This is a genomic window from Rossellomorea sedimentorum (assembly GCF_046237645.1).
Classification (GTDB): Bacteria; Bacillota; Bacilli; order Bacillales; family Bacillaceae_B; genus Rossellomorea; species Rossellomorea sedimentorum.
This window is the reverse complement of record NZ_CP143546.1, coordinates 432,288-455,064: the sequence shown is the minus strand read 5'-3', so window position 1 is coordinate 455,064 and position 22,777 is coordinate 432,288. Positions and strand designations below refer to the sequence as shown.

Genomic DNA, 22,777 nt, shown 5'->3' with positions numbered 1-22,777 from the left:
TTTCTCGGAAAAACAAAAAAGACGAATGCCCGAGAAACTTCTCAGCACCCACCTTCAACTGTATCATGTAAAATTCATGTTCCTCTACCTAAACAAATCCATCAAAAGTTCCCAAAACCCTTTCTCTTTCTCAGGTTCCGCTTTCTTCACTTCTTGCTCTTCCATTTCAATGCTTTCTGTCTTGATGACGAATTGAACAGAAGAAACATTTTCATTTTCATCAGAAACAAAGGATACAGGCTCGAAACCGGACTTGTCATATTCGGAAATCATGCTGTCGATTTCCTCCTGCATTTGAAACGGCAAGTCTTTTGTTTCTTCATGTAATTCGCGGGTACCTTCATGGAGTGCGCCGACTCCTTCTTCGAGCTCGCTTGTACCGCCAGTCAATTCAACGATACCTGTATGCAGCTGGCTGTAAGAGGAAGATAACTGATCCGCTCCATTTGTATAGCTTACCAGGCCTGAATGAAATTCGTTATAATTCGAGGCTAGTGCCGACAGTCCCTCCTGGAGCTCACCCAGTCCGCTCATATCTGTCTCTTTAAGAGAAGCAGACAGGTTATCGGCGATGGACGTCAGCTGACCGCTCATCTCGGTCACCGATCCGCTGATACTAGTCAAAGTCGGTTCAACAGCTGAAAATGCTTCTTGAATTTCAGCGTACGTTCCTTTGACTTTCTGTGCTGCCGCATACGAAGCTGCCAGTTTATCCACTACCGCAGGATCTGCATCACTCTCATACAGACCGGCGATTTGTTCCTCGGTGATTCCCTCCGCCGGAATTTCTTTGATGGCACCATCCAATGCGGCATACGCCTGAGCGTAATTCGTTTGTAAAGTAGTCAGACCTGCGGCTGCTTCAGCCAGTCCGTCAGCCAATTGGGTCAGCCCTGCAGGCAATTCATTCAGACTTGAAAGATCCATCTCGGCTGACTGCCCGGAAAGCGATTGATTGATTTCCTCAAGGGCCCCGCGGATAGAATTTGAGCCGCTGACAATTCCTGACGATGACCCTGCCAGTTCGCTCATGCCGCTTTTATAGTCCGCCGAACCAGTACGCAGGCTGACGGCACCACTTGTCATTTCCGTCACGCCATCTTCCAGCTCAGCCACCCCGTCATTCAATTCTTTTATGCCGTCTGATAATTTTGCCATATCCTCGGTCATATTTTTCGTTTCCGGTGTGTCGATCGGCAGTGTAGAAGGAACCGCAGCGATTTGTATACCTTCGAACTCAAATTCCTCTACAATGGCCTCCACACTGAGCTCTTCTTCCTGTCCAGGCATCACGGTAAAAGTGATTTGCTTGTTCTTCCCTGCATTTGCGACCATCCCGCCGGATGCTTCAATGCCCTGGTACGTGTTCGGAAGCGTCAAGGAAACCTGCAGCAGGTAGTTTTCATAGAAAACGGAATCTCCCTCTTTGTTTTCTGTTATATCAACAGAGATTTCAAGATGACCGTTTTTCCCTGCCATTTCCTCCGGCTTCACTTCTTTGCCATCAAGCAGATACGTGACGTTTACCTTCCAAGGAAGTTCCGTTTCCTTATCCATGTTCCCCTGATAAAAAAACTTCCCTTCTGGGGCTTCGATTTCAACCCGCTGCCCCTCTTGTTCAATTTCTGTCAGATCCGTCAGGTTTTTTACACTGCTGTATTTACCGAAATCAAGGATTTCCCCTGCCTTCGCCACATCCAGTGTATTCACGACATATATGTTATCCAGTTTCCCGCTGGCGTTCAACGTCGCATACACCACTTCATCCTTTGAAGTGACTCTGCCTTCCGTTGCCGCCTGGGCAGGATGACTAAAAAATGAAGGCAAGACGAGCATCGCAGCGAGAGCCGTATAGTGTATTTGTTTTTTTCTCATCATCATTTCTCCTCAAAATAATTTGCTTTATAGGTTGTTTTTTTGATCAAATTATCGAATACCACAAGCATAGCCGGCAATGCGAACAGCACCATGATAAACGCCAGCAGTGCCCCCCTGCCCATCAAAAGCCCGATGGATCCGACAATCGGATTGGAAGAGGTGATCCATAAGATGAAGCCGACACTGGAAAGGATCGCAGCTGAGATCGAGATGGAGAAGGTCTTTTCATCCAATGTTTTCACAATGGCTTCCTTTGCAGACATCAGTTTCCGGTTATGGTTATATTCTTCTGTGAAAAGAATGGCGTAATCCACCGTCGCCGCCAGCTGCACCGTACTGACAATCAAGTATCCGACAAACACCAATGATGTATTGGTGAAGTAGGGAATCGATAAGTTGATCCAGACAGCCGTTTGGATCGTGACCAGCAGCACAATCGGGATGGAAATCGACCTGAAACTCAATAGCAGGACAAGTGCGATCGTCACAACGGTCAACACATTAACGACGACATTGTCTTTATTGACGGTATTTTTAATATCATAGAGTGTCACGCTTTCTCCCAGAGCAAGCGCGTCATCTCCGTAGTATCCCTGTGCTGCTGCTTCTACGTTTTCAACAATACTGAAAGGAATGTCTCCTTCTGTTCCCTGATTGGTGTTGATGATGATGCGGCTGTAATTTTCCGAATAAAATTCCTTCGTAATCGAGTCATCCAGGTACTCTGGCGGAATTTCGGCACCGACCTGGTTCGCATAAGCCATGACGCCTGTGACATAATCCATTTCTTCGATGTCATCCACAAGCTCCGACTCTTTCACAGCATCCCCTCTAGGAACAAGCAAGACGATTGACGTCGTTTCACCAAATTCTTCATTGATGATTTTCGCGTCACTTCCGACACGAGTATCCTCAGGCTGCGCACCTGTTCCATAGATAAACGACGTGTTGGTCTGTGCCAGGAAGGCGGGAACAATAATCGCTGCCACAAGAATCAAGCTTGGAAATTTGAACTTCATCACTTTGTTGCCGATACCCTTGAAGCTCGGTATAAAGTTCTTATGCTTCGTTTTATCCAGCCATTTATAAAAAACCAAGGTCAATGCAGGCAGGAACACCATGACACTGATGAAACTCAGGACGATTCCTTTTACCAGATTCACTCCAAGATCCGACCCGATTTCAAATTTCATGAATGTCAGCGCGATGAATCCAAAGAAAGTCGTCGCTGCACTTGCCATGATTGCCGGAAAGGACTTCTTCATCGCCAGCTCCATTGCTTCCTCCGGACTGTTGGTCGTTTTCCTGTAATCTGAAAAACTATGAAGCAGGAACACTGCGTAATCCAGCGAAACGGCCAGCTGTAAAATAGGCGCAACCGACTGGGTAACGAATGATACTTCCCCGATGAAAATATTCGTTCCTAAGTTGATCAGGACAGAAACCCCGATCGCTGTAAGGAAAAACAGCGGCTCTACCCATGAAGTCGTCGAGACGACTAGGATTAAAATGATGATTGGCACCAGCAGCATGGCTGCATACATGGACTCCGAACCGGCCATCTGCTGCGAGCTGGCCGTATTGATCGCTTCTCCTGCGATCGCTCCTTCTTCGCCGATCAGTTCATACACCTCATTGGTAATCCTCACTTCATCACCTGAACGCACACTGATGGAAAACAGCGCTTTGCCGTCTTTATAGTAGTTTTCCACCGTCTCGGTGTCTTCCATTTCCAACGGCTTTTTCAAATCGACCATATCATCCAGCCACATAACACTGGTAATTCCGTCGATGGCTTCTAACTGGTTCTTATAATCCAGTGCTTCCTGTACGGTGACATCTGTCACCAGGACCCGGGTATCCGGAACCTCACCCGTGAATTCTTTTTCCATGATGTCCATCGCTCTTGTCGACTGGGCATCCTCTGGTAAATAATCGACCATATTATAATTGACCGATACAAAAAACTGGGCCGCGATCGACAGCACAGTGATAAGCGCAAATACGAGCAAAACAGCTTTTTTATGTTTAATGATGCGCGATGCAATATTTATCATGTTTCATCCTCTCTTGTATCTTTCCGACGTTCACTTTATTATTATAATAAACACCGTGTTGGATACACAACAAACAGTTGCGCACATAATGTTCAATACACAACAAATCAAACCAGTATGTTGGATAACTTTGTGAAAGTATTGTGAAGGCTCTTTTTAAACTATGTTGCTATTTAAATTTCACTGAATATTGCCGGGGTAAGCCGGAAAGGAAGAGTTACTCTCCTGTTCAGAAAGAAAAAAGTGTCCCCATGGGAAATGTCCGGAAAACAACAATCTATGCATTATGAAGGAAAGGATTAAGGATATGAACTCAAAAATGGATCGAAGAAAACAATACACGAGGATGGTTTTAAAAGAGAGTTTGATGGAGCTGCTGCAGACAAAACCCATTGCCGGCATCACCATCAAAGAAATTTGTGAAAAAGCGGACATTAACCGCTCTACCTATTACGCACATTTCTCCAATCAGTACGAACTGCTCAATTTAATTGAAGAAGATTTTATCGAGGATCTAGTTGCCGCATTGGGGCAGTATAACTTCTCAAAAGAAGATGAAGCTCTGCAGATGACTGAAAAACTGTTTGAATTCATCGCCGAAAAAAACGAGGTATGTCATATCCTCCTCAGCGAGAACAGCGACATCCACTTTCAGAAAAAAGGCATGCTAATCACCCAGCAATTCATCTTCAACAATTGGGTCACTGACAAGAAAATGGACCAGGAAACGTACGAATACATCAACCTTTTCCTGGTCAGCGGCAGCATCCACGTCATCAAGAACTGGCTGGAAAACGGACAGAACAAAACTCCGAAAGAAATGGCGGAGATTCTCCATAACTTTATTAATAAAGGGTTGTCTAATATGCGGTAGGTGCGGGGGGGATCAGGTTCTGTGTCTCCGCCAAAAATAAGTTTCGTTAAACAAACCTGCCCCCTCTACCATCAAATAGATGGAAAAACATTGGAAGTTTTAATACCTATATTTTTATTTATCATGGTATACTATAAGAAACTGAAAGGAGGGATACTGATGGAAGAATTATTAAAGCAATTCATGAAACAAATGAATACTCGATTTGATCAAGTGGATCAAAAGTTTGAGAAAGTGGATCAACGTTTTGAAGACATGGATCAACGTTTTGAAAACATGGATCAGCGTTTTGAAGACATGGATCAGCGCTTTGAAAAGGTGGATCAACGTTTCGACAATATGGATCAACGCTTTAAGGACGTGGCCCAACAGTTTACTGGCTTAGTTAAAGATGTGAAAGAATTAAAATCTGGGCAAGATCAGTTAAAAGATGGTCAAGATCAGTTAAAGAATAACCTTATCAACGGACTTGGACCCTACTTCGAAAGAATTGAAAAACACATCGATGATACATCAGCTGAGATTAAAGAAACTCTTAAAGACCAACAGCATGTTATTGATACACTAGCAGTGCGTTCCATTAAGCATGAGAGTAAAATAGAAAGACTTTAAACATACTTTGGAAAAACTATAGCTTTAGGTTACAGCCCTCCATTTGACTCCCTTATCTATTTGTTGTTAATGAACTTCTCATAGAAAAAATTCTACCAAAGGATAGTAATCCTTACATCCCTCTGCAATTCACCAAATATTAAAGTCACAAGGATCTTCCGGTGCCTTCCATGAATTACAAAGTCATCAACAGCAATTGATATTCTCTCCTATATCTGTTCAAAAGTACAAGCCCTAGCTCAGCAGTACTCCCTCCTTCTTTTTTCAATACAATATTACTGAATAACCTATTCTTTTATCGCTTAGTGATCAAGGTCTTGGAAAAAGCAGTAGATCTGCCTACTTAATGCAGGGATAAATATCCATATTCTAGAATAGATATAGCATGAGTTCTTGGACGTTTTGAACTAATCTATGAGATAGGAGAATGGTATCGCACTATGATCAGAGTAAGCATGTTACTGATACTTTTGCTGCTTTTAAGCGGATGCCGCGTAGAGTGGAGTTTAAGCGGGGATTCCACCGGTAACACAGCAGCCGTTCCCTCCAATGGGGAACATCGTCCAACAAAAACAGGAAACGATCCTTTGAGTGTTTTTCTCAACGGAGACGTTGATTATGAGGGAACGGTAATCACGTTGATTGGCTATCCTGAATTACATCAGGGAACGGTCCTAAAAGTCCAGTTAAGAGAGTATCCCGAAGATGCATCCTTAAGGGGTATTTCCAATGGTACAGTAGAGCCTCATGAGGTGCCGGTCTTTGAACAGCTAGTGGAAGTGGACGGAGAAGGTAATTTCACCTTAGAAATTGACAGGGAAGAAGACAAAATATACTCCATATCGGTTGAGTTCAATCCGGAGAAACAGTCTGACGCAGTTAAAGAAGTGTACGGTGCAAGAGGAGAAAAGATCGTCATTGCTTCAAACATCGAGCGTTATGAACATAATGGCGAGACAATGATTGGGGTGAAGGCATCTTCGTATATTGGATATCCGCCTGGTTGGGGCTATCTTGAATAAGGGACAGATGAATATTGTCCCTTATTTTCTATTTCATCCCCAAATTTCCTTGGAAACATCCACAATATACTTCAGGGAAATGCCCCCTTCCTGATACTCTTTTCTCGCCTGGTGAATCCTTTCAGGACGCAACAAACTTCCCACGTGATCTGCTCTGAACGGCGCTTTGATTAATGTTTTTGTCATGATAATCCCTCCCTCCTTTTTCAATAATGTGATTCTTGCTGAAAAACAAAAAAACCCCTCTTCTTGACATAATAACCCGTTCAGTTGAGAGGGAGAAACCAGTAAATTGCAAGGTGATTTGCGGTACAATTTGCATAGCATTTTGTATCGCCTTTTTTATTGATATATCAGTGTTTTTAATGATTTTGTACGTGAATTTGCATACTAATTTGCAACCCAATTTGCAGTACCGCATAAATTTATGCGGTGTTACAAATTGTCCTACATATTATGTAACAATTTTACCGCCAGAGTCGTTATCGCTCTCGGCTTATGATAAGCTAAGGTTAACAGAATTTTCTAAATCGTTAACTGCCATCGATATTCAATTAACGGAGCAGGTTTATAGAATAAGGGGGGGATGGGGCTTTTTATGAAAAAGAAAAAAATAACGATCTTGATCGCTACAGTGATGATTCTTGTCGCCGCCTATGCCTGGTATCAATCCTCTAAGGTATACGGTAATGATAAGGGGTCCATCATTAAAGTGATAAATTCGGTGGAAGGCTATGAGGATAAAGACATACAAGTTATACAAATCAAAGATTTTGATGATGTTAGAATTGTAGGGTTTTTAGCCAATCATAAGCCATCCTATATTGAGTTTGCAAAAAATGATAAGGGGAACTATGTGTGGAACCATATTGAATCCACACAAGAACAGGCTCTTGCGATGTTTTCACCCGGCAGGGGCATAGAAAAAATAATGTTCGTGTCGAATGATGAAAATGACATTGCGAAAATGACGGTAGATATTAATGGGGAAATGCTGGTGCAAACGTTCCTTCCTTATGAACCAAACGTAACCTGGGTTGATTTGCCTGAATCAAGAGATGGTGGATATGAGTATCGGAATTACAAATATTATAATGAAGATGGGGGTTTAATTAAAGAGTATGAATAATTGGAGAATGGAGATTGTGAAGGCATACGGCATTGCTTGCACTGGGAACTTAATCAGCTCTTGGGGTGCAATAACTGGAAACTAGCTAATTGCTTCTGCTATTCTCCATCCTCAATTATTGGGCAGGATTGTTTAATAGTGACTTCTTAATTAAGGGGGATTAAAGTGGAGAATAACAAGGAAAATCCCGAACATAAAAGAGAGAAACTGAGGCAAGAAGAATTCAAAAAGAACCCAATGGGTGATATGAATAATCACAGTAATTTGGCTGATTTAGTGGGCAGCTTAGGCTGGAAAGGCACAGGCATTTTAATACTACTTATAATTATTGGAAGTATTATATTTTTACTTGTCGCTCAATAAAGCGTTGTTCCATTATAGGGGGCTTTAATTGAATAACGTAACAAAAAGAGGCACTGCGATCAATATCCGCAGCGCCTCTTTTTTGAGCAATCTCGCATTCATTTTCCACTTCAAAACAGCCTGCAAAAGGCTGTGCATTTTCGCCTACAAAAGCGATTGCAAATATGCTTTGTCTCCCTCTCATCCGAACGGGTTACTTGACATAAGAAGAGGGGTTTACATACATATAGATACGACCTTCTCTTCTTATCTTCTAGCTTAACGCTACTGGAATTGGCACAGTACTTTCACAAGTCTGCTGCCGAGGTATCAAAGGGCCATTCCCTCCACCTCTCTGGATAAGAAAAAATTGGAACTTATAAGTTAATAAACCCACTATAATCCTTAAGGAAATAATATCAACTATAAAATTTTAATTTTCTTTCAATTTAAAGGGAGTTGTGCATCGCGCTGACGAGGCGCGGGGTTTCATTCGATCACTTCACACTAAATGACCTACCGCGCGCGGGCGAAGCGCGGGGTGTCATTTCACCACTTCTCACATAATGCCACACCGCGCGGGCGAGGCGCAGGGTGTCATTGGGCCACTTCATACAAAATGACCCACCGCGCGGGCGGAGCGCAGGGTGTCATTCAACAAATTCACTCTATATGATGTACAAGCGCTAGAAAAGTGCACGAGAGGTCCGTTTTTTGATTACTTCTATACCCTTTAGATTGAGTAAATGCCTTGGCTACCTGGAATAAAAGACGAGTTGATGAAAACTGATGGAGGTATTTCCTAGAAGAATACTATGAAAGGAACAAGAAGATTTTTAAAAGAAGGATACATTCACGCTTCCTTCTTTTTGGGCGGTTTTAAAACAGTTTAGTATAAAAATATTGATTTGCTTACGGTCCCAGTTTTCCGCTCCGTTTTGTGACAGCACATCATTATTTCCGTTTAACTTTCTCCAGGCATTTAAAGCTTTCTCCATTTGCAGGTTTGTGAAACTTGAGCTGTTGCCTGATCCGCTGACTCCTGCATTGAAAACGTTGGCGTCCAGTAAATCGTACAGGATAAAAGCATTGTAATTTCTCATACTGAAGCGCGCATAGGCAACTTCCTCACCTGCTTTATTGCGACCTAGCATTTCGTGGCTCATTAACCATCCTCCTTCAATATTTTTTTCACAACAAAAAAACGATATAAGATTCTTTGCACTCATCACCCCTTTCAAATGATGTACAAAATGGCAGAAAGAGAATTAAGAAATAGAAGTGTGGAATTTATAATAATTTGCTGAAATTCATGTCGTTAGAGGAGGTAAAAATGTGGGTATTGGAAGAATTTGGACTATTAAGATCATTGTCCCATACTTTATTAGTCTTGTCAGCAACATTCATTCGACAAACAACAAACAATTCATTAAACCTGGCAGGGACGGGACAAGGCACCTGCCCTGTGTCCCCCCCTAAAATAACCCGCCAAACATCATCACAGAAACGATTACCATGATTAACGCAATCAAGAGTTCATACGGCAGTGCTTTAAAACGTTCTTTCATATCCATGAAAAGACTTTCCCGCGAGATATGAAAGAGAGGTCCATGAGGCAAAAAATCAAACCCCACAGCTCCTGCGTTAATCATGGCCGCACTCGCCAAAGCAGCGACTCCATTTTCCAGTAACATATCGCCAAAAACATTACTCGAAATCGCAGATGATGATGTGGCAGATGCCGTTGCCATGGACATAAACGATCCGGAGAAAGGCGCGATAAAAGAAACAGGCAAATGAAAGAGGTTTAACCCGCTCAGAATAATGTCATTCAGGGAAGAATGGACAATGATCCCCGCTAATGTCCCCGTTCCAAGGATGACAATGGCTATGCCGGACATCTTTTGCAACCCGCTGGAAATATGAAACTTGAACTCTTTCAATTTACCCATCATGAGCAGACCGAATAGCCCACCCGCCGGCAAGGCCACCAAGGAATCAATCTTGATGCCGGCCAACGGTTGCAGTGACAGCAGAAAAATAGTGAATAGCGGGCCCGATATCGCGCCCCAAAAGGCAGGCTCGTCTTTTTTATCTACTTTCACTTTCTCAATTTCGGTAACCCGCGAGCCCTTTTTACTCATTTTCTTCGCAAAAAAGTATGTAACCCCAGCACCTACGAGAGCCGGCCCTATCCCAGCGGCCATCACGCTCGTCAATGGCAGGGAAAATCCTTCAGCCGCAGCAATTGTGCTTGGATTGGGAGATATAGCATTTCCGGCTCGCCCTCCACATATCACAGCTATTAAAATACTTAACCGCGAGATCCCGGTCCGCTTAGCGATCATCAACGCAATCGGTGCCACCGTTAAAATGGCAGCTGCTATAAACACACCCACCGCCGTCAAAACCAGTGAAGATAATGTAATCGCCAGCAATGCTCTTGTTTCTCCAAGTTTTGTAACGATGGTATTGGCAATTACGTTGGCTGCACCGGATTCAATTAGCACACCCACTAATACCCCTGCTGCCAGAATGCGTAATACGGCCGGTGTCAGCAGTTGGGCACCACCGATCATATAATCCACCGTGGCTGTCAGATCCAGACCGCCGGCAATTCCACCCGCACAAGCTCCCGCCATCATGGCATAGGCAGGATTGATTTTTCTGAAGATCAAGATGATGGTTAAGACCATCGCCAAGAAGACTCCCCACATACTAACTTGTAATTCGATCATGACCACCGCCTTTTTTATGACATGAAAAGGATTGATTCCCTCTGCATTTCCTAAATTTTACTGCAGAATAACATTTTTCGACAGATAACACGGGAATTCCTTCCTGAATATACTTCTTCCGGAAAGGGCTGCCTTTAAAAAAATAAAAAACGTAACAGGGTTTCAGCCTTGTCCCTTAGTTCCGCCGGTTATCGTCTTACCTCCTATTCCAAAAACGCCGGGCGGCAATCGCGACCCCGCCAGCACGTTATCGGCCATAATCAAGGCCCCGGTCACTTTTGTAATTCCATTTATCAGCGTCAATAAATAAGAAGTCGAATCGTTCTCCTTTGCCGGATAGGATAAAAGCCGGCAGTTTTTTGATATCGCTGATAAATCCGCAGAATCGCCGACGTACACTGGTCAAAACGAGTGCTCTATTACCCCTGCAAACTTCCTCCAACCTTACTCTTTTCCTTAACTAAAATTACCCCAATTAAGCCAAACAACGAAAATATGACAGGAGTGATAAACCCGAAGTAGTATGTGTGAAAATGATCCAATATAAACCCAAAAATGCCGGGCAGCAATACGGCACTCAGGAATCCGCCAGTATTGGCAAACCCCGTGACCATGCCGGATTCGGTTATGGGAAACGTTTGGCGGACAAGCGCAAATGTTAAGGAGTTGGAGCCGAACCCGAATCCAATGATGAAGAACAAAAGAATCAACAAGAAAAATGGCGGGGGCTCCCTAAATAAAAGAAACGCAGACCAGCTCAACAATACTGTGACGTGAAACACAGTATACGTCCGTTTTATTTCTTGCAAACAACTTGAAATCCAGCCGATCAAAGGGGCTCCAATCAAGGCTCCCAACAGACTGACCATGACGAGCTTACTTGCTCCTACCCGAGTCAATCCATAGATATCCATCGCATAGGGAACTGCCCATGAACCAATGAACCCTATATACCCGCCAACTATTCCAAAATGACATAAGAATAATGCCCATGCCTCACGACTTGAAAAGATTCTCCGCAATAAAGCCGGTAATTTTTCATATTGTTTTCTAGAACTCGCAGCTGGCGCTGGCTCCGATTTTTTTACAAGAACAGAAAAAAGCAAGATACTGCATAAACATAAGAGAACCCCGGCGGATAGGAATGCCCCTCTCCAGCCGAGCAGGATAATGACAGTTGAGAATGGAACAGTAGCCAGCAGGAATCCAAGGCTTCCCGTCATACCGGCAACACCAATCAAGCGGGTAAATTCCTTTTCATTAAACCGCAGGCTCAGAATCAGCACCATGTTCACCCAGATGGTCGCGTCCCCTATCCCTGTGAGGATCCGGGCAAAGAACAGAACAAATTCATGCGTACCGACACTATAGAGAATCGTCCCGATTCCTGTAAGTGCCGTCCCGGCGATAAGTAAAAGGTTCGGCCCATAACGGTCGGCCACAACCCCCATCGGGATCTGCAGTCCGGTGTATACCAAAAATTGAATGCTTGCCACCAGACCGATTGTTGAGGCTGTTACGCCAAAGTCCTTCATTAATTGGTCCGTAATCAAGCCGGGGGCGGTCCGCTGGCTCGACATTAGTAAATAGGTGAATAATACAGCGGTAAATACCACCCATCTGAATTTGCTGTTTGGCTTATTCATCGCACATCTACTCCCGGAGGTCTTTTACTCTATATATATGGTTTTTCATTGGGAGTAGAAACGAAAGGGAAACATCTTTCCTCCGGGGGATTCATACGGTAAACTAATGAGAATATATACGCGAAAGTAGTGATGGGATGAAACGCGGGATCCGGTTTTCTTTTTTCATAGCAGGGCTTATCCTTTTCAGTTACGGCATAGCCGTCGCCATTAAAGTGAAACACTTGGGCATTCACCCATGGGATGTTTTGAACCTCGCACTACATGGGAAATTCGGATTCACAGTCGGGACATGGAATATTACCGTCGGCATCCTGCTTGTGCTTGTTTCCCTGATTATCGACCGCCGATACATCAATATCGGCACACTTTTGAATGCCGTCCTGGTCGGTGTCATGGTGGATGGGTTCCTCTGGCTCAACATTCTTCCTCAGCCTTCTTCCCTCCCGCTTGATATTCTCGTCCTGCTTACAGGGGTTGTCATCATGGGGATTGGCGGCGGAATGTATAATGCTTCAAGGATAGGCTCCGGCCCGAGAGACGGGTTCATGCTTTCCATTTCAGATAAGCTCGGGTTTTCCATAAGCAGCGTCCGGATCGTGGTGGAGAGTATGGTACTGATCGGTGCATGGCTGCTGGGCGGACCCGTCTTCCTATTCACCTTCGTTTATACCTTTATCCAAAGCCCGATTTTCCAATACTCTTATAAAGTCTGTACTCGGTGGATCGAAGCCCTTTCACAGCCTAAAAAGCAAAAGGATAGTTTTCATACAACATAGATTGCTAGCAACAAAAACGCCCAACACCTGTCAGCACAGGACATTGGGCATTTTTATTTTGACTTAGATTTACTTGTTTTCACCGGGGCAGTTTGAAAATTGACCGGCAGCAACCAAGATTATCCTCCGCCTATTCTTTGAACTTCCTTTTATAGATGGTCTGTATTCCTCAAGCATTTTTCACACTGGTTAAAATAAGCGAATTGGCTGTTATCAATGGTTTTTCCGCAATCACAGCATTCCTTTGAACCTTTCTTTGCAGCATTCTGTCCGTTCATTCTGAATCCCTCCAAATTTTTTTCACTCTACACATAAAACACTTTTGGCAATTATTTTGCGTTATTTCCGCTTCAGGTGTGCGACTCCGCGGGGCGGGCGGTGAGCCTCCTCGGCTGCGCCTCCGGGGTTACGTTCCAGTGGGTACGTAACCTTGGTCTCACCTGTCATCAAAAGTGGAAGCACCCCGGTCAGCCCCGACAGGCAAATGTTCCGAAGAGAAAAAAAGGTGCTTTTCCTTTTATTCTCTTCGGGTTATTTGATCCCGAGGGGCTGGGTGCTGGAACTAGACGTCCCGCTAATCCCGCAGGAGCTCGCTCACCTTACGCTCCAATCAAAAATTTTTGTTTACTGTCTTCTTCAATCAACCCTTATTCTTGTAAACAACCTATTTATATATCTATCAACTTTGAAACTGAGCTGTTTCTGTCGAGCCTTTTAAAGCGGTGGTAGAGGATGTGCCTCCTGTGATGACTTGTGTAACTTCGTCGAAGTATCCCGTTCCCACTTCCCGCTGATGTCTGGTTGCTGTGTATCCATGTTTTTCGGCTGCGAATTCTGCTTGTTGAAGTTCAGAGTAGGCACCCATTCCGCGGGTTTTGTATCCGCGCGCAAGCTCAAACATTCCATAGTTCAATGCGTGGAAACCGGCAAGAGTGACAAACTGGAACTTGTAGCCCATTTTTCCAAGTTCGACTTGGAACGTTTCGATGGTTTCTTTATCAAGATTGGCTTCCCAGTTGAAAGATGGTGAACAGTTATAGGCCAGAAGCTTGCCTGGGAACTTTTCATGAATGGCCTCTGCAAAGGTTCTCGCTTCCTCGAGACACGGCTTGGATGTTTCACACCAGATCAGGTCAGCATATGGAGCATAAGCCAGACCGCGTGCAATGGCTTGCTGGATTCCTGACCTTGTGCGGAAGAATCCTTCCGGTGTCCTTTCACCCGTAATAAACGCGGCATCAACCGGGTCAATGTCGCTTGTGATTAAATCGGCAGCATCTGCATCGGTACGTGCAACCAGTATAGTCGGAACTCCGGAAACATCCGCAGCAAGACGTGCAGAAATCAGATTCCTTACGGCTGTTTGTGTCGGAAGTAATACTTTTCCTCCTAAGTGGCCGCATTTCTTCTCTGATGACAACTGATCTTCAAAGTGAACACCGGACGCTCCTGCTTCGATCATTGCTTTCATCAATTCAAACACGTTTAATTGACCGCCAAATCCTGCTTCGGCATCCGCTACAATCGGTGCAAAGTAATCGACATCCCCTTCGCCTTCCATGTGCTGAATTTGATCGGCGCGAGTCAGGGCATTATTAATGCGTTTGACCACTTGCGGTACAGAGTTCACAGGATACAAACTTTGATCCGGATACATCTGACCCGCTACATTGGCATCGGCTGCTACCTGCCAGCCGCTAAGATAGATGGCTTTCAGTCCGGCTTTCACCTGTTGAACAGCCTGCCCCCCTGTTAATGCTCCCAAGGCATTCACAAAAGGTTCTTCATTTATAAGCTTCCATAATTTCTCCGACCCTTTTTGCGCAAGTGTATGCTCTACTTTCAAAGATCCCCGCAACCGTAATACGTCTTCAGGTGAATACGGACGCTCTACCCCGTTCCATCTCGGATTCAATTCCCAATCTTCTCTTAATGCCTTTGCCTCATTTTGCACCGTTTCGTTTTTCATTCTCTCATCCTCCAGTCACTGTACTAATACAGAATTAGTTTAACTGGTATTATTATATAACAATTGATTTCTGTTGTGCAACAGATTATTAAAAAATTCTGAAAATATTTTTTGATAATAACACAAGCACAAAAACCTTTATTTAAACGTGTTTTCAACTCCAGTCTGTTATACAACAGTTTTATTCAGTTAGAATATATTCACTTTTTCACACTCTGTTTTCGTATATATTGTTGCTCTCGGAAAAATCCAAAGAGCCGGATTTTCCCCTTGGATACAAGGGCTTTTTTCTCTGAACAAGGTGAATTAGCTCTTTTCTTCCTTGTTTATCAGGTTATTTCTGGTTAATTAAGTAGATATTAAAGTTTGTATTAAATAGCAACAAAGTTTACGAAAAGAGCCTTTTTAAAAGAAGCGTATTCACAAAAAACTACACCCGATTTAAGGTGTAGTTTTCTGATGCCTTTTCATTTAACTAATTTTTTCACTTTCGCTTTAACTTCGAGCCTGCGGCGATGCAAGATCGGTTCTGTGTATCCATTTGGTTGTTGATATCCCTCAAATATTAAGTCCTTAGCTGCTTGAAAAGCGGTAGAGCGTTCAAAATCCGGGGACATCGGCTGATATTCCGGGTCACCCGCATTTTGCTCATCAACGACTTTGGCCATGCGCTCCAGAGTCTCTTTTACTTGCTTATCAGAGCAGACTCCATGGTGTAACCAATTGGCCACATGCTGGCTGGATATACGAAGTGTCGCCCGGTCTTCCATAAGTCCAACATTATTGATGTCGGGCACTTTTGAACAGCCAATCCCTTGGTTCACCCAGCGCACAACATATCCGAGGATGCCTTGAATGTTATTATCAAGCTCCTGCTGAATTTCTCCCTTTGACCAGGACGGTTCCTCCACAACGGGCAGTACCAGCATGTCATTATGATTATTATGAGAACCTTTTTCCAACCCTTCTTGTATCTGGGCGACATTCACTTCATGATAATGAAGTGAATGCAAAGTGGCTGCCGTTGGAGATGGAACCCACGCTGTATTGGCCCCTGTTTTGAGATGTCCGATTTTTTGCTGCAGCATTTCGGCCATTCGATCCGGCATCGCCCACATCCCTTTTCCGATTTGAGCCTTTCCTTTAAGACCTGCAGAAAGACCAGTTTCTACATTGGCACGCTCATAGGCCTGCAGCCAGCTCGTTGTTTTCATATCATTTTTCCGGCACATGATCCCTGCTTCCATGGATGTATGAATCTCATCACCCGTACGATCGAGGAAACCTGTATTAATGAAAACAACCCTGTTCTTCACTTCTTTTATACAATTTTTCAAATTCAAGGATGTTCGTCTTTCCTCATCCATGACCCCGATTTTCAGTGTATACCGTTCCAACCCTATCAAGTCTTCAATGCCGTTGAAAAGTTTATCGGCAAACGCCACCTCTTTAGAGCCATGCATTTTCGGTTTCACAATATAAACCGACCCTTTTGAGGAATTTTTAAAGCCGCCCTCTTGGAGGAGTTCATGCTTCGCTATTAAACTAGTGATCACACCGTCCATAATTCCTTCAGGTATCTCCTCGCCATTGCTATCCAGCACGACGTTTGTTGTCATGAGATGACCGACATTCCTCACAAAAAGAAGCGAGCGGCCGCGCAAAGAAAACATACTCCCGGTAAGAGCTGTGTAGGTGCGGTCTCCATTAAGAGATCGGGTAACCGTTTTTCCTCCCTTTTTAAAAGAGGCCGTTAATGTTCCCTTCATCAATCCAAGCCAGTTCCGGTAAACCTCGACCTTATCTTCAGCATCCACTGCGGCAACGGAATCTTCACAATCCATGATTGTGGTGACCGCAGACTCCATGACAATGTCTTTTACACCTGCATTGTCTGTCTTGCCAATAGGATGTTCCCGATCGATTACAATTTCAAAATGTAGGTTGTTGTTTTTGAATAGTAACCCGCTTGGATCTTCCGGGGTTCCGCTGTATCCAGCTAGTTTCGTAGGATTCATCAATTCCACGATTTCTCCACCCTCCAAATGGACCTGGAGCTTGTTGGCGATAATTTGATACCGAATAACTTCTTTATGACTCCCCCCTGTAAGAGGAAGGGTATCATCAAGAAACTTCTTGGCAAATGCGATGACTTTTTCTCCCCGCTTCGGATTGTAAGATCGGCCTCGTTCACACCCATCATCTTCTGAAAAGACGTCCGTTCCATAAAGCGCATCGTATAGGCTTCCCCATCTGGCGTTAGCAGCATTGATCGCATAACGCGCATTATTTACTGGAACCACCAATTGGGGTCCTGCTTGTACAGCAACTTCATCATCCACATTTTCCGTTGCAATGACAAAGTCATCTACCTCTTCTTCTAAATAATTGATATCCTTTAAAAATGATTGATACTTTTGTTTGTCAAACTGGTTATTTTCCTGATACCACTCATTCAACTGCTTTTGTATTTCATCGCGCTGTGCTAAAAGAGCTTTATTCTCTGGAGTAAGTTCCTCTATAAGTCTCTCAAACTTGCTCCAGAAATCATGGAACCCTAATCCCGGCAGTACTTCAGAGTTGATGAAATCATAAAAAATCTGTGCTACCTTTAAATTTCCACAAGAAACATAGCTATCCATCCCATTTCCTCCTTTGTTCTACAACACTGTACTAAAACAGTATACAATATGTTACAAACTATTGTATAACAGATAAAGTTTTCATACAATATTTTCTTGTTGCTAATTGGATATGATCCTTGTTTCTCTTTCAACAGGATAGTTATCTTCTATTTCACTCCCCCTTCGCACGCAATCTCAGAAGAGGTAGTATACAGAACGGCAACCTTAGAATACAGCCTATAAAAAAGAAAAAATCCGAGGATCTTTTCAGATCCCCGGACTTCTCTTTAGGCATTCAAATTTAGTTCTGCAATACGGCCAACCCTCTAAGCACGCATTAATGAGCCATTAGGCTTTGGTAAATCCTGCTCAATCAGTTGATTCATTTTGCAATGATGGTCAAAGAATTGCTGTGCCAGCTCTTGTTCCTTCTTGTCACTTTTCAATGCGACGATATCACGCAAGATTTGAGCCATCCATGAATTATCAAAATAACGGTATTTACCTGTATTCCACGTCTTTTTTTGAGGAAACTTTTCATTTACATAATAGTTCCAGAAAAGCATCTGATCCGATTCCTGTTCTGTCAGCTGCAGTCTGTATTCTGAATGAGCAGGAATATATCCATCTTCACAAAGCTTCCCAATAAAATTATCTTTCACCATATAGACACCTAAAATTCGTCTGTCTTCTTCAGGCCTGCCGGATTCTACTGCTGTCAGCAGGACAGCGCTATTTTGGTGCAAGCGGATGGGTTTGTTTGGCTTCCCTTTGTTATTACCGCTTTTGATTTCCCCTGAAAAAACCTTCCACTCTGAAAATGAACTATTCTGCTCTTCTGTATCACACCAGAAAACCATTTGGGACTCGGGATGAAGTTTATGATTTCTCATAAGTTTTTCATGCCCCAATCGAAGCTCCTGGTATTTTCTTTGGAGTTTTATCTCCTCTTCCTTCTTCATCTCTTCCTCTTTTTGTTCCATTACCTTTTTTTGGATAATTTGGTCAATCGAATGAGCAATGCTTTCATCATGCAGCTTTAGATGCTCTCCAAATACATCGGGGTAAACAAACTTTTTGTTGTCCGATGCGAAATTTATTTCCACGACGGAATCATTCTGGTTAACGATACTCCCCTTGCCAAACCGCTTATGTGTAACTTTCTTATTGATTAAATTCAATATACTAGTCCTCCTTGTATTATCACTCGGGTACTATTACTATAAAAGCTCACAAAACTGTTTGAATCTTTCTTAAAACGTACGCTAAAAACAACTTAAAGAAAATTATAACATTTTTTCGAAAAAATTACAAATTTATTATTGACAATATAATTTATAGCGAGGTAAAATGAAGTTTTACTCAAATCCCCTACACTCTACACACCTCTTATTTTTGGAACTTCCCTGAAAAAAAAAAAAAAAAAAAAAAAAAAAACGGCCCAGATCATTTACTGGACCGAATAAAAAGATATTATTTTAATACAAGCTTTGCTACACACTCGACGTGCATCGTCTGCGGGAACATATCGACAGGCTGCACTTCCTGCGTCTTGTACCCTCCGTCCTCAAGCACTTTTAAGTCACGTGCCAGCGTCGCCGGGTTACAGGAAACATATACAACCTTCCGCGGTTTCATTTCCAAGATCGTGTTCAATAGGGCCTCATCACAGCCTTTTCTCGGAGGATCCACGACAAGGACATCCGCTTTGATTCCTTCATCATACCATCTTGGAATGACCACTTCTGCAGGTCCTGCTTCGAACTCTGTGTTGGTGAATCCATTCAGTTCTGCATTTTTCTTCGCATCTTCAATCGCCTGCGGGACGATTTCGACTCCGTATACCTTCTTGGCTTTTTGAGCAAGAAACAAAGAAATCGTTCCGATTCCGCAGTAGGCATCAATAACATTTTCATCTCCGCTCAAATCAGCGTACTCCAGTGCTTTTTCATATAGTACGCGGGTCTGCTCAGGGTTTACCTGATAGAAAGAACGGGCAGAGATCGCAAACTTCACGTCACCGATATAGTCATAGATGACTTCTTCTCCCCAAAGGACATTGGTCTCGTCGCCCATAATCACGTTCGTGCGCTTGGGATTCACGTTTTGAATGACGGATTTCACGCCTTCAATCGAGCTGACGATTTCATCCACGATCTGCTTTTTATTTGGGAGGTCGGCTGTCCTGGTCACCAGCACGACCATGACTTCACCGGTTTGATAACCGTATCGGGTCATGATGTGACGGAGTGTCCCCCGGTGCTTTTCTTCATCATAAGGGCGGATGCCGTATTTCTGGCAGATCTCTTTTACCACTTGAACAATTTCATCATTTTTTTCATGCTGAATGATACATCTGTCCATGTCGATGATTTCATGGCTGCGCTGCTGATAGAATCCGGCTACAAGACCGCCTTCCCTTTCACCAACCGGGACGGCCGCTTTGTTGCGGTATCTCCATGGGTTTTCCATGCCAAGTGTTGGGTGGACAGGTACATCCGGAAGCTTGCCGATCCTCGCCATGACGTCACGGACATGCTTTTCTTTTGCCTTCAACTGGCCTTCATAGGAGATATGCTGTACCTGGCAGCCCCCGCATTGATGATAAATCGGGCATGGTGGCTCCTGGCGGTACTGGCTTTCCTCATGAAGCTCGATCAGTTTGCCGAATCCGTAGTTTTTACTTGCCTTCACGACTTTGACTTTTCCTCTTTCGCCAGGAAGGGCATTTGGTACAAACAATGGATAGCCATCGACTTTCGTGACCCCGTTTCCGTCATGGGTCAGGTCTTCAAAATAGGCATCCTCTATATAATCGTTTTTCTTAACGGGTGCTCTTTTGCTCATCCTATTACTTCCTTCGCTCATTTTGTCGTAACTGATTGTACCACAAACGGCGGATATATTGCGAAAAGCTGTAAGAGCAGAACAGTTGGTAATTTTTATTACCCCTCCTCAGTTATAAATGCAAGTTTACTAGAAAACATGTATTTTCAATATCTTTAGACTCCTGCAATCAACTCTTTACAGAAAATAAGGCTTTTTTCATAGAAGTCTCCAAGAAATGATTCTTTCTGCCTCCCGAAAAAAATCATTACTTATGATAGTTTAATAGGTGGCTATACATACTTGAACAACTTGGGAGGAAATAGAATTGAAGAAAAACAAGTTTATCACACTATCATTAGCTTTATCCTTGGCTGTTTTCCCGAGCCTGCCTTCAGCTTCCTCAGAGGCAACGGTCGATTTGCAGGACAACTCAGCCCACGTAGGACACTCTCTGCCTAAGGCTGAATTCAAAGGGAAACAGGAATTCGACTCTCCCTCTTTTGTAGAACAAAGCTCTGTTGCAGAAGTACTGGACGAAAAGGGGCAAAAGAAGAAAGATAAGCGAATCGAAAAATCGAAAGAAAAAAAGAAAGATAAAGAAAAGAAAGATGACAAAGAAACTTCGGAATTGTTCGGCTTGTTTGGCGACGGCGGTGGTTCCGATTCCGGATCAGGTGATACCTCTACAACAGCCGACCGAACTGTGACCGTCCTTGTTGCGGTTGACGAAGAATATCGTGCCGCTAATCCTGACTGGCAGACGCTGACTCAAAATATAGTCGAAAAAGCCGATGATGCTTTCATGCGTGATCATGGAATCGACTTTCAAATCCAGGCATTTGCAGAGTGGTCTTCTCAAGGAAATGATGCGGTAGAAATCCTGCAGGACCTTGAACGCGACTGGGATGGCCGCGGCTATGATTTCGTTGCAGGCTTTACAAAAGATGCTAATTTCAACTCTGGCGGAATCGCCTATGTATATTCTTCATCACCTAGCGGAAGTGCCATCAGTGTCAATCTTGACCAGGGTGCTCAAAACACAGCGTATGCCGCACAGCATGAATTTTCCCATAACTATGGATTGGGACATGCCCCGCAAGGCAGCGGCATCAAGTGTATCATGAATTATGATTATGCTTATCAAGTAGATTACTGGCATCAAGAACATGATGATGAGATCCAAGCCCATAAGACTTGGTATGGAAACTAATCTCTCGATCTATCAACCTCCTCACACTTATGTGGAGAATCACCCTTTCATTTAATGATGTTTAGTCAGATTATTTGAGGAAAATGAAGTGATCGGCTAATTGCTCACGTTCCTGTGTGCTGAAATAACTACAATCAAAAAAGGACGGCTCTTTTCGAAAGAACCGTCCAGTAAAGTTATTTTAGATATTTGATTACCGCCATTTCCCTGCCAAACTGATCTCCGTTATCGACAAACCCCAGACTGGCATACAGGTGATGCGCCCCTTTGTTATCCGGGTGATAACCAACAACGACTTTCTCAGCATGGGGCAGCTTGGCCATTTCTTCAATCATCATTTTTGTAGCTTCTTTCCCTATTCCTTTGCCTTGGAACCTTTTATCCACCATAATTCTATAAATCCAGTATCCGTCCAGCTCTTCTTTTTCAGAGTTGAACATCAGGAATCCGGCGATTTTCTCATCGTAATAGATGGCATACGGTCTTAGGTTCGGCTCAAATTTCGTCTGGGCAATGGAAACGGCATTTGATTCCATGTACTCCGCTTGTTCCTTTGTTAATTCCATCTGGCAGCACTCATACCAGTTTTCTGAATTGATTTCTTCTACTCTTACATTCATCTTCTTTTCCCCTTTCAATGTTGGGGAACGCGTCAAAATCTTTGTTAATGAGGCGTGATCCCCTTGTGTTTATACATGTTCAAAGTAAGATTGTGTTTCATAATGAACGCCTCCCTTAACAAAGATTGCCTTGTATCAGGCTTCTCTATTATACCATTAAAATACGAAAAGGAATGAAACCGATTGATTTCATTCCCGATGTCACACTATTTTCTTAAGTTCTGCTGATCTTTCAGACGGTTTTGCTGGTCAGGTTCCCTGCTGTGGTCCAGAACACTTTCATTCTTCTTTTCTTCTTGAAGGTCACGTTCTGCTTCTTTTAGATTTTCGTTCTTTTCTTTTTTACCAGACATCATGATCCCTCCTGTTTTTGTATATTTTCCCCCTCTTATTTCATTGTAAAACTTAATATGTACAATCATAGTGTTATCTCCAAAATTGACTCACG

Annotated in this window: 19 protein-coding genes, 1 pseudogene and 1 riboswitch; of the genes and pseudogenes, 7 read left to right on the top strand and 13 right to left on the bottom strand. The window is 43.4% G+C overall.

Annotated elements, in window-relative coordinates:
• Positions 1–84 precede the first annotated feature (84 nt).
• Together V1502_RS02355 and V1502_RS02350 are read right to left on the bottom strand one after the other, a co-directional pair.
• Positions 85–1,875 carry a YhgE/Pip domain-containing protein gene (locus tag V1502_RS02355; protein WP_409252790.1) on the bottom strand — a complete coding sequence of 597 codons (1,791 nt, stop codon included), beginning with the start codon at positions 1,873–1,875 and terminating at the stop codon, positions 85–87.
• Between the two features lie 2 nt (positions 1,876–1,877).
• Positions 1,878–3,935, bottom strand: coding sequence for an efflux RND transporter permease subunit (locus V1502_RS02350; RefSeq protein ID WP_409252789.1), 2,058 nt, complete (start codon positions 3,933–3,935; stop codon positions 1,878–1,880).
• A 307-nt stretch (positions 3,936–4,242) separates the two neighbouring features.
• On the opposite strand from V1502_RS02350, the gene V1502_RS02345 reads away from it, so the two are divergent.
• The 3 genes from V1502_RS02345 to V1502_RS02335 all read left to right on the top strand — a co-directional run bounded on the left by V1502_RS02345 (position 4,243) and on the right by V1502_RS02335 (position 6,443).
• Positions 4,243–4,809, top strand: coding sequence for a TetR/AcrR family transcriptional regulator (locus V1502_RS02345; protein ID WP_409252788.1), 567 nt, complete (start codon positions 4,243–4,245; stop codon positions 4,807–4,809).
• A 159-nt stretch (positions 4,810–4,968) separates the two neighbouring features.
• Positions 4,969–5,421 (top strand): hypothetical protein, encoded by a 453-nt coding sequence (locus V1502_RS02340; protein WP_409252787.1) that lies wholly within the window; start codon positions 4,969–4,971, stop codon positions 5,419–5,421.
• Between the two features lie 440 nt (positions 5,422–5,861).
• Complete coding sequence (locus tag V1502_RS02335; RefSeq protein ID WP_409252786.1) at positions 5,862–6,443, top strand: hypothetical protein; 582 nt, start codon at positions 5,862–5,864, stop codon at positions 6,441–6,443.
• 75 nt (positions 6,444–6,518) lie between these two features.
• Here the strand turns inward: V1502_RS02335 and V1502_RS02330 are convergent.
• Positions 6,519–6,653: pseudogene (locus V1502_RS02330) on the bottom strand (5-methyltetrahydropteroyltriglutamate--homocysteine methyltransferase); the annotation flags it as partial.
• Positions 6,654–7,041: 388 nt separating this feature from the next.
• On the opposite strand from V1502_RS02330, the gene V1502_RS02325 reads away from it, so the two are divergent.
• Both V1502_RS02325 and V1502_RS02320 read left to right on the top strand, forming a co-directional pair.
• Complete coding sequence (locus tag V1502_RS02325) at positions 7,042–7,572, top strand: hypothetical protein (RefSeq protein ID WP_409252785.1); 531 nt, start codon at positions 7,042–7,044, stop codon at positions 7,570–7,572.
• Positions 7,573–7,737: 165 nt separating this feature from the next.
• Positions 7,738–7,935, top strand: coding sequence for a DUF6366 family protein (locus V1502_RS02320; protein ID WP_149158286.1), 198 nt, complete (start codon positions 7,738–7,740; stop codon positions 7,933–7,935).
• A gap of 243 nt (positions 7,936–8,178) precedes the next feature.
• A riboswitch (SAM riboswitch) is annotated at positions 8,179–8,280 on the bottom strand.
• A gap of 470 nt (positions 8,281–8,750) precedes the next feature.
• Here the strand turns inward: V1502_RS02320 and V1502_RS02315 are convergent.
• The 3 genes from V1502_RS02315 to V1502_RS02305 all read right to left on the bottom strand — a co-directional run bounded on the left by V1502_RS02315 (position 8,751) and on the right by V1502_RS02305 (position 12,298).
• Complete coding sequence (locus V1502_RS02315) at positions 8,751–9,080, bottom strand: hypothetical protein (RefSeq protein WP_409252784.1); 330 nt, start codon at positions 9,078–9,080, stop codon at positions 8,751–8,753.
• A gap of 309 nt (positions 9,081–9,389) precedes the next feature.
• Positions 9,390–10,649, bottom strand: coding sequence for a GntP family permease (locus tag V1502_RS02310; RefSeq protein WP_409254269.1), 1,260 nt, complete (start codon positions 10,647–10,649; stop codon positions 9,390–9,392).
• Between the two features lie 422 nt (positions 10,650–11,071).
• On the bottom strand, positions 11,072–12,298 hold the full coding sequence (locus V1502_RS02305; RefSeq protein ID WP_409252783.1) for an MFS transporter: 1,227 nt from the start codon (positions 12,296–12,298) through the stop codon (positions 11,072–11,074).
• Positions 12,299–12,435: 137 nt separating this feature from the next.
• Between V1502_RS02305 and V1502_RS02300 the strand changes: the two genes are divergently transcribed.
• A complete protein-coding gene (locus V1502_RS02300) occupies positions 12,436–13,077 on the top strand; it encodes a YczE/YyaS/YitT family protein (protein WP_409252782.1) in 642 nt (213 codons plus the stop codon).
• 149 nt (positions 13,078–13,226) lie between these two features.
• Here V1502_RS02300 and yhfH read toward each other — a convergent pair whose 3' ends face one another.
• The 5 genes from yhfH to rlmD all read right to left on the bottom strand — a co-directional run bounded on the left by yhfH (position 13,227) and on the right by rlmD (position 20,517).
• The gene (yhfH, locus tag V1502_RS02295; protein WP_409252781.1) at positions 13,227–13,355 is read right to left on the bottom strand and encodes a protein YhfH; all 129 of its coding nucleotides are present in this window, start codon (positions 13,353–13,355) and stop codon (positions 13,227–13,229) included.
• A gap of 401 nt (positions 13,356–13,756) precedes the next feature.
• The gene (gene aceA, locus V1502_RS02290) at positions 13,757–15,046 is read right to left on the bottom strand and encodes an isocitrate lyase (protein ID WP_409252780.1); all 1,290 of its coding nucleotides are present in this window, start codon (positions 15,044–15,046) and stop codon (positions 13,757–13,759) included.
• A 467-nt stretch (positions 15,047–15,513) separates the two neighbouring features.
• Positions 15,514–17,688 carry a malate synthase G gene (locus V1502_RS02285; protein ID WP_409252779.1) on the bottom strand — a complete coding sequence of 725 codons (2,175 nt, stop codon included), beginning with the start codon at positions 17,686–17,688 and terminating at the stop codon, positions 15,514–15,516.
• Positions 17,689–17,996: 308 nt separating this feature from the next.
• Positions 17,997–18,851: a malate synthase gene (locus tag V1502_RS02280; RefSeq protein ID WP_409252778.1), complete on the bottom strand. Its 855-nt coding sequence runs from the start codon at positions 18,849–18,851 to the stop codon at positions 17,997–17,999.
• 292 nt (positions 18,852–19,143) lie between these two features.
• Positions 19,144–20,517, bottom strand: coding sequence for a 23S rRNA (uracil(1939)-C(5))-methyltransferase RlmD (rlmD, locus tag V1502_RS02275; RefSeq protein WP_409252777.1), 1,374 nt, complete (start codon positions 20,515–20,517; stop codon positions 19,144–19,146).
• Positions 20,518–20,824: 307 nt separating this feature from the next.
• Here rlmD and V1502_RS02270 point away from each other — a divergent pair, with 307 nt between their 5' ends.
• Positions 20,825–21,709, top strand: a complete 885-nt coding sequence (locus V1502_RS02270; protein ID WP_409252776.1) for a zinc-dependent metalloprotease — start codon at positions 20,825–20,827, stop codon at positions 21,707–21,709.
• A 176-nt stretch (positions 21,710–21,885) separates the two neighbouring features.
• Here the strand turns inward: V1502_RS02270 and V1502_RS02265 are convergent, their stop codons facing one another.
• The gene (locus V1502_RS02265; RefSeq protein WP_409252775.1) at positions 21,886–22,329 is read right to left on the bottom strand and encodes a GNAT family N-acetyltransferase; all 444 of its coding nucleotides are present in this window, start codon (positions 22,327–22,329) and stop codon (positions 21,886–21,888) included.
• 206 nt (positions 22,330–22,535) lie between these two features.
• Complete coding sequence (locus V1502_RS02260; RefSeq protein ID WP_409252774.1) at positions 22,536–22,682, bottom strand: hypothetical protein; 147 nt, start codon at positions 22,680–22,682, stop codon at positions 22,536–22,538.
• Positions 22,683–22,777: the final 95 nt, after the last annotated feature.

What these genes read in the sequence shown, in the direction of transcription:
- V1502_RS02355 (WP_409252790.1), bottom strand. Translation starts at nt 1,875, where the DNA reads ATGAGAAAAAAACAAATACACTATACGGCTCTCGCTGCGATGCTCGTC.
- V1502_RS02350 (WP_409252789.1), bottom strand. Translation starts at nt 3,935, where the DNA reads ATGATAAATATTGCATCGCGCATCATTAAACATAAAAAAGCTGTTTTG.
- V1502_RS02345 (WP_409252788.1), top strand. Translation starts at nt 4,243, where the DNA reads ATGAACTCAAAAATGGATCGAAGAAAACAATACACGAGGATGGTTTTA.
- V1502_RS02340 (WP_409252787.1), top strand. Translation starts at nt 4,969, where the DNA reads ATGGAAGAATTATTAAAGCAATTCATGAAACAAATGAATACTCGATTT.
- V1502_RS02335 (WP_409252786.1), top strand. Translation starts at nt 5,862, where the DNA reads ATGATCAGAGTAAGCATGTTACTGATACTTTTGCTGCTTTTAAGCGGA.
- V1502_RS02325 (WP_409252785.1), top strand. Translation starts at nt 7,042, where the DNA reads ATGAAAAAGAAAAAAATAACGATCTTGATCGCTACAGTGATGATTCTT.
- V1502_RS02315 (WP_409252784.1), bottom strand. Translation starts at nt 9,080, where the DNA reads ATGAGCCACGAAATGCTAGGTCGCAATAAAGCAGGTGAGGAAGTTGCC.
- V1502_RS02305 (WP_409252783.1), bottom strand. Translation starts at nt 12,298, where the DNA reads ATGAATAAGCCAAACAGCAAATTCAGATGGGTGGTATTTACCGCTGTA.
- V1502_RS02300 (WP_409252782.1), top strand. Translation starts at nt 12,436, where the DNA reads ATGAAACGCGGGATCCGGTTTTCTTTTTTCATAGCAGGGCTTATCCTT.
- yhfH (WP_409252781.1), bottom strand. Translation starts at nt 13,355, where the DNA reads ATGAACGGACAGAATGCTGCAAAGAAAGGTTCAAAGGAATGCTGTGAT.
- aceA (WP_409252780.1), bottom strand. Translation starts at nt 15,046, where the DNA reads ATGAAAAACGAAACGGTGCAAAATGAGGCAAAGGCATTAAGAGAAGAT.
- V1502_RS02285 (WP_409252779.1), bottom strand. Translation starts at nt 17,688, where the DNA reads ATGGATAGCTATGTTTCTTGTGGAAATTTAAAGGTAGCACAGATTTTT.
- rlmD (WP_409252777.1), bottom strand. Translation starts at nt 20,517, where the DNA reads ATGAGCAAAAGAGCACCCGTTAAGAAAAACGATTATATAGAGGATGCC.
- V1502_RS02265 (WP_409252775.1), bottom strand. Translation starts at nt 22,329, where the DNA reads ATGAATGTAAGAGTAGAAGAAATCAATTCAGAAAACTGGTATGAGTGC.
- V1502_RS02260 (WP_409252774.1), bottom strand. Translation starts at nt 22,682, where the DNA reads ATGTCTGGTAAAAAAGAAAAGAACGAAAATCTAAAAGAAGCAGAACGT.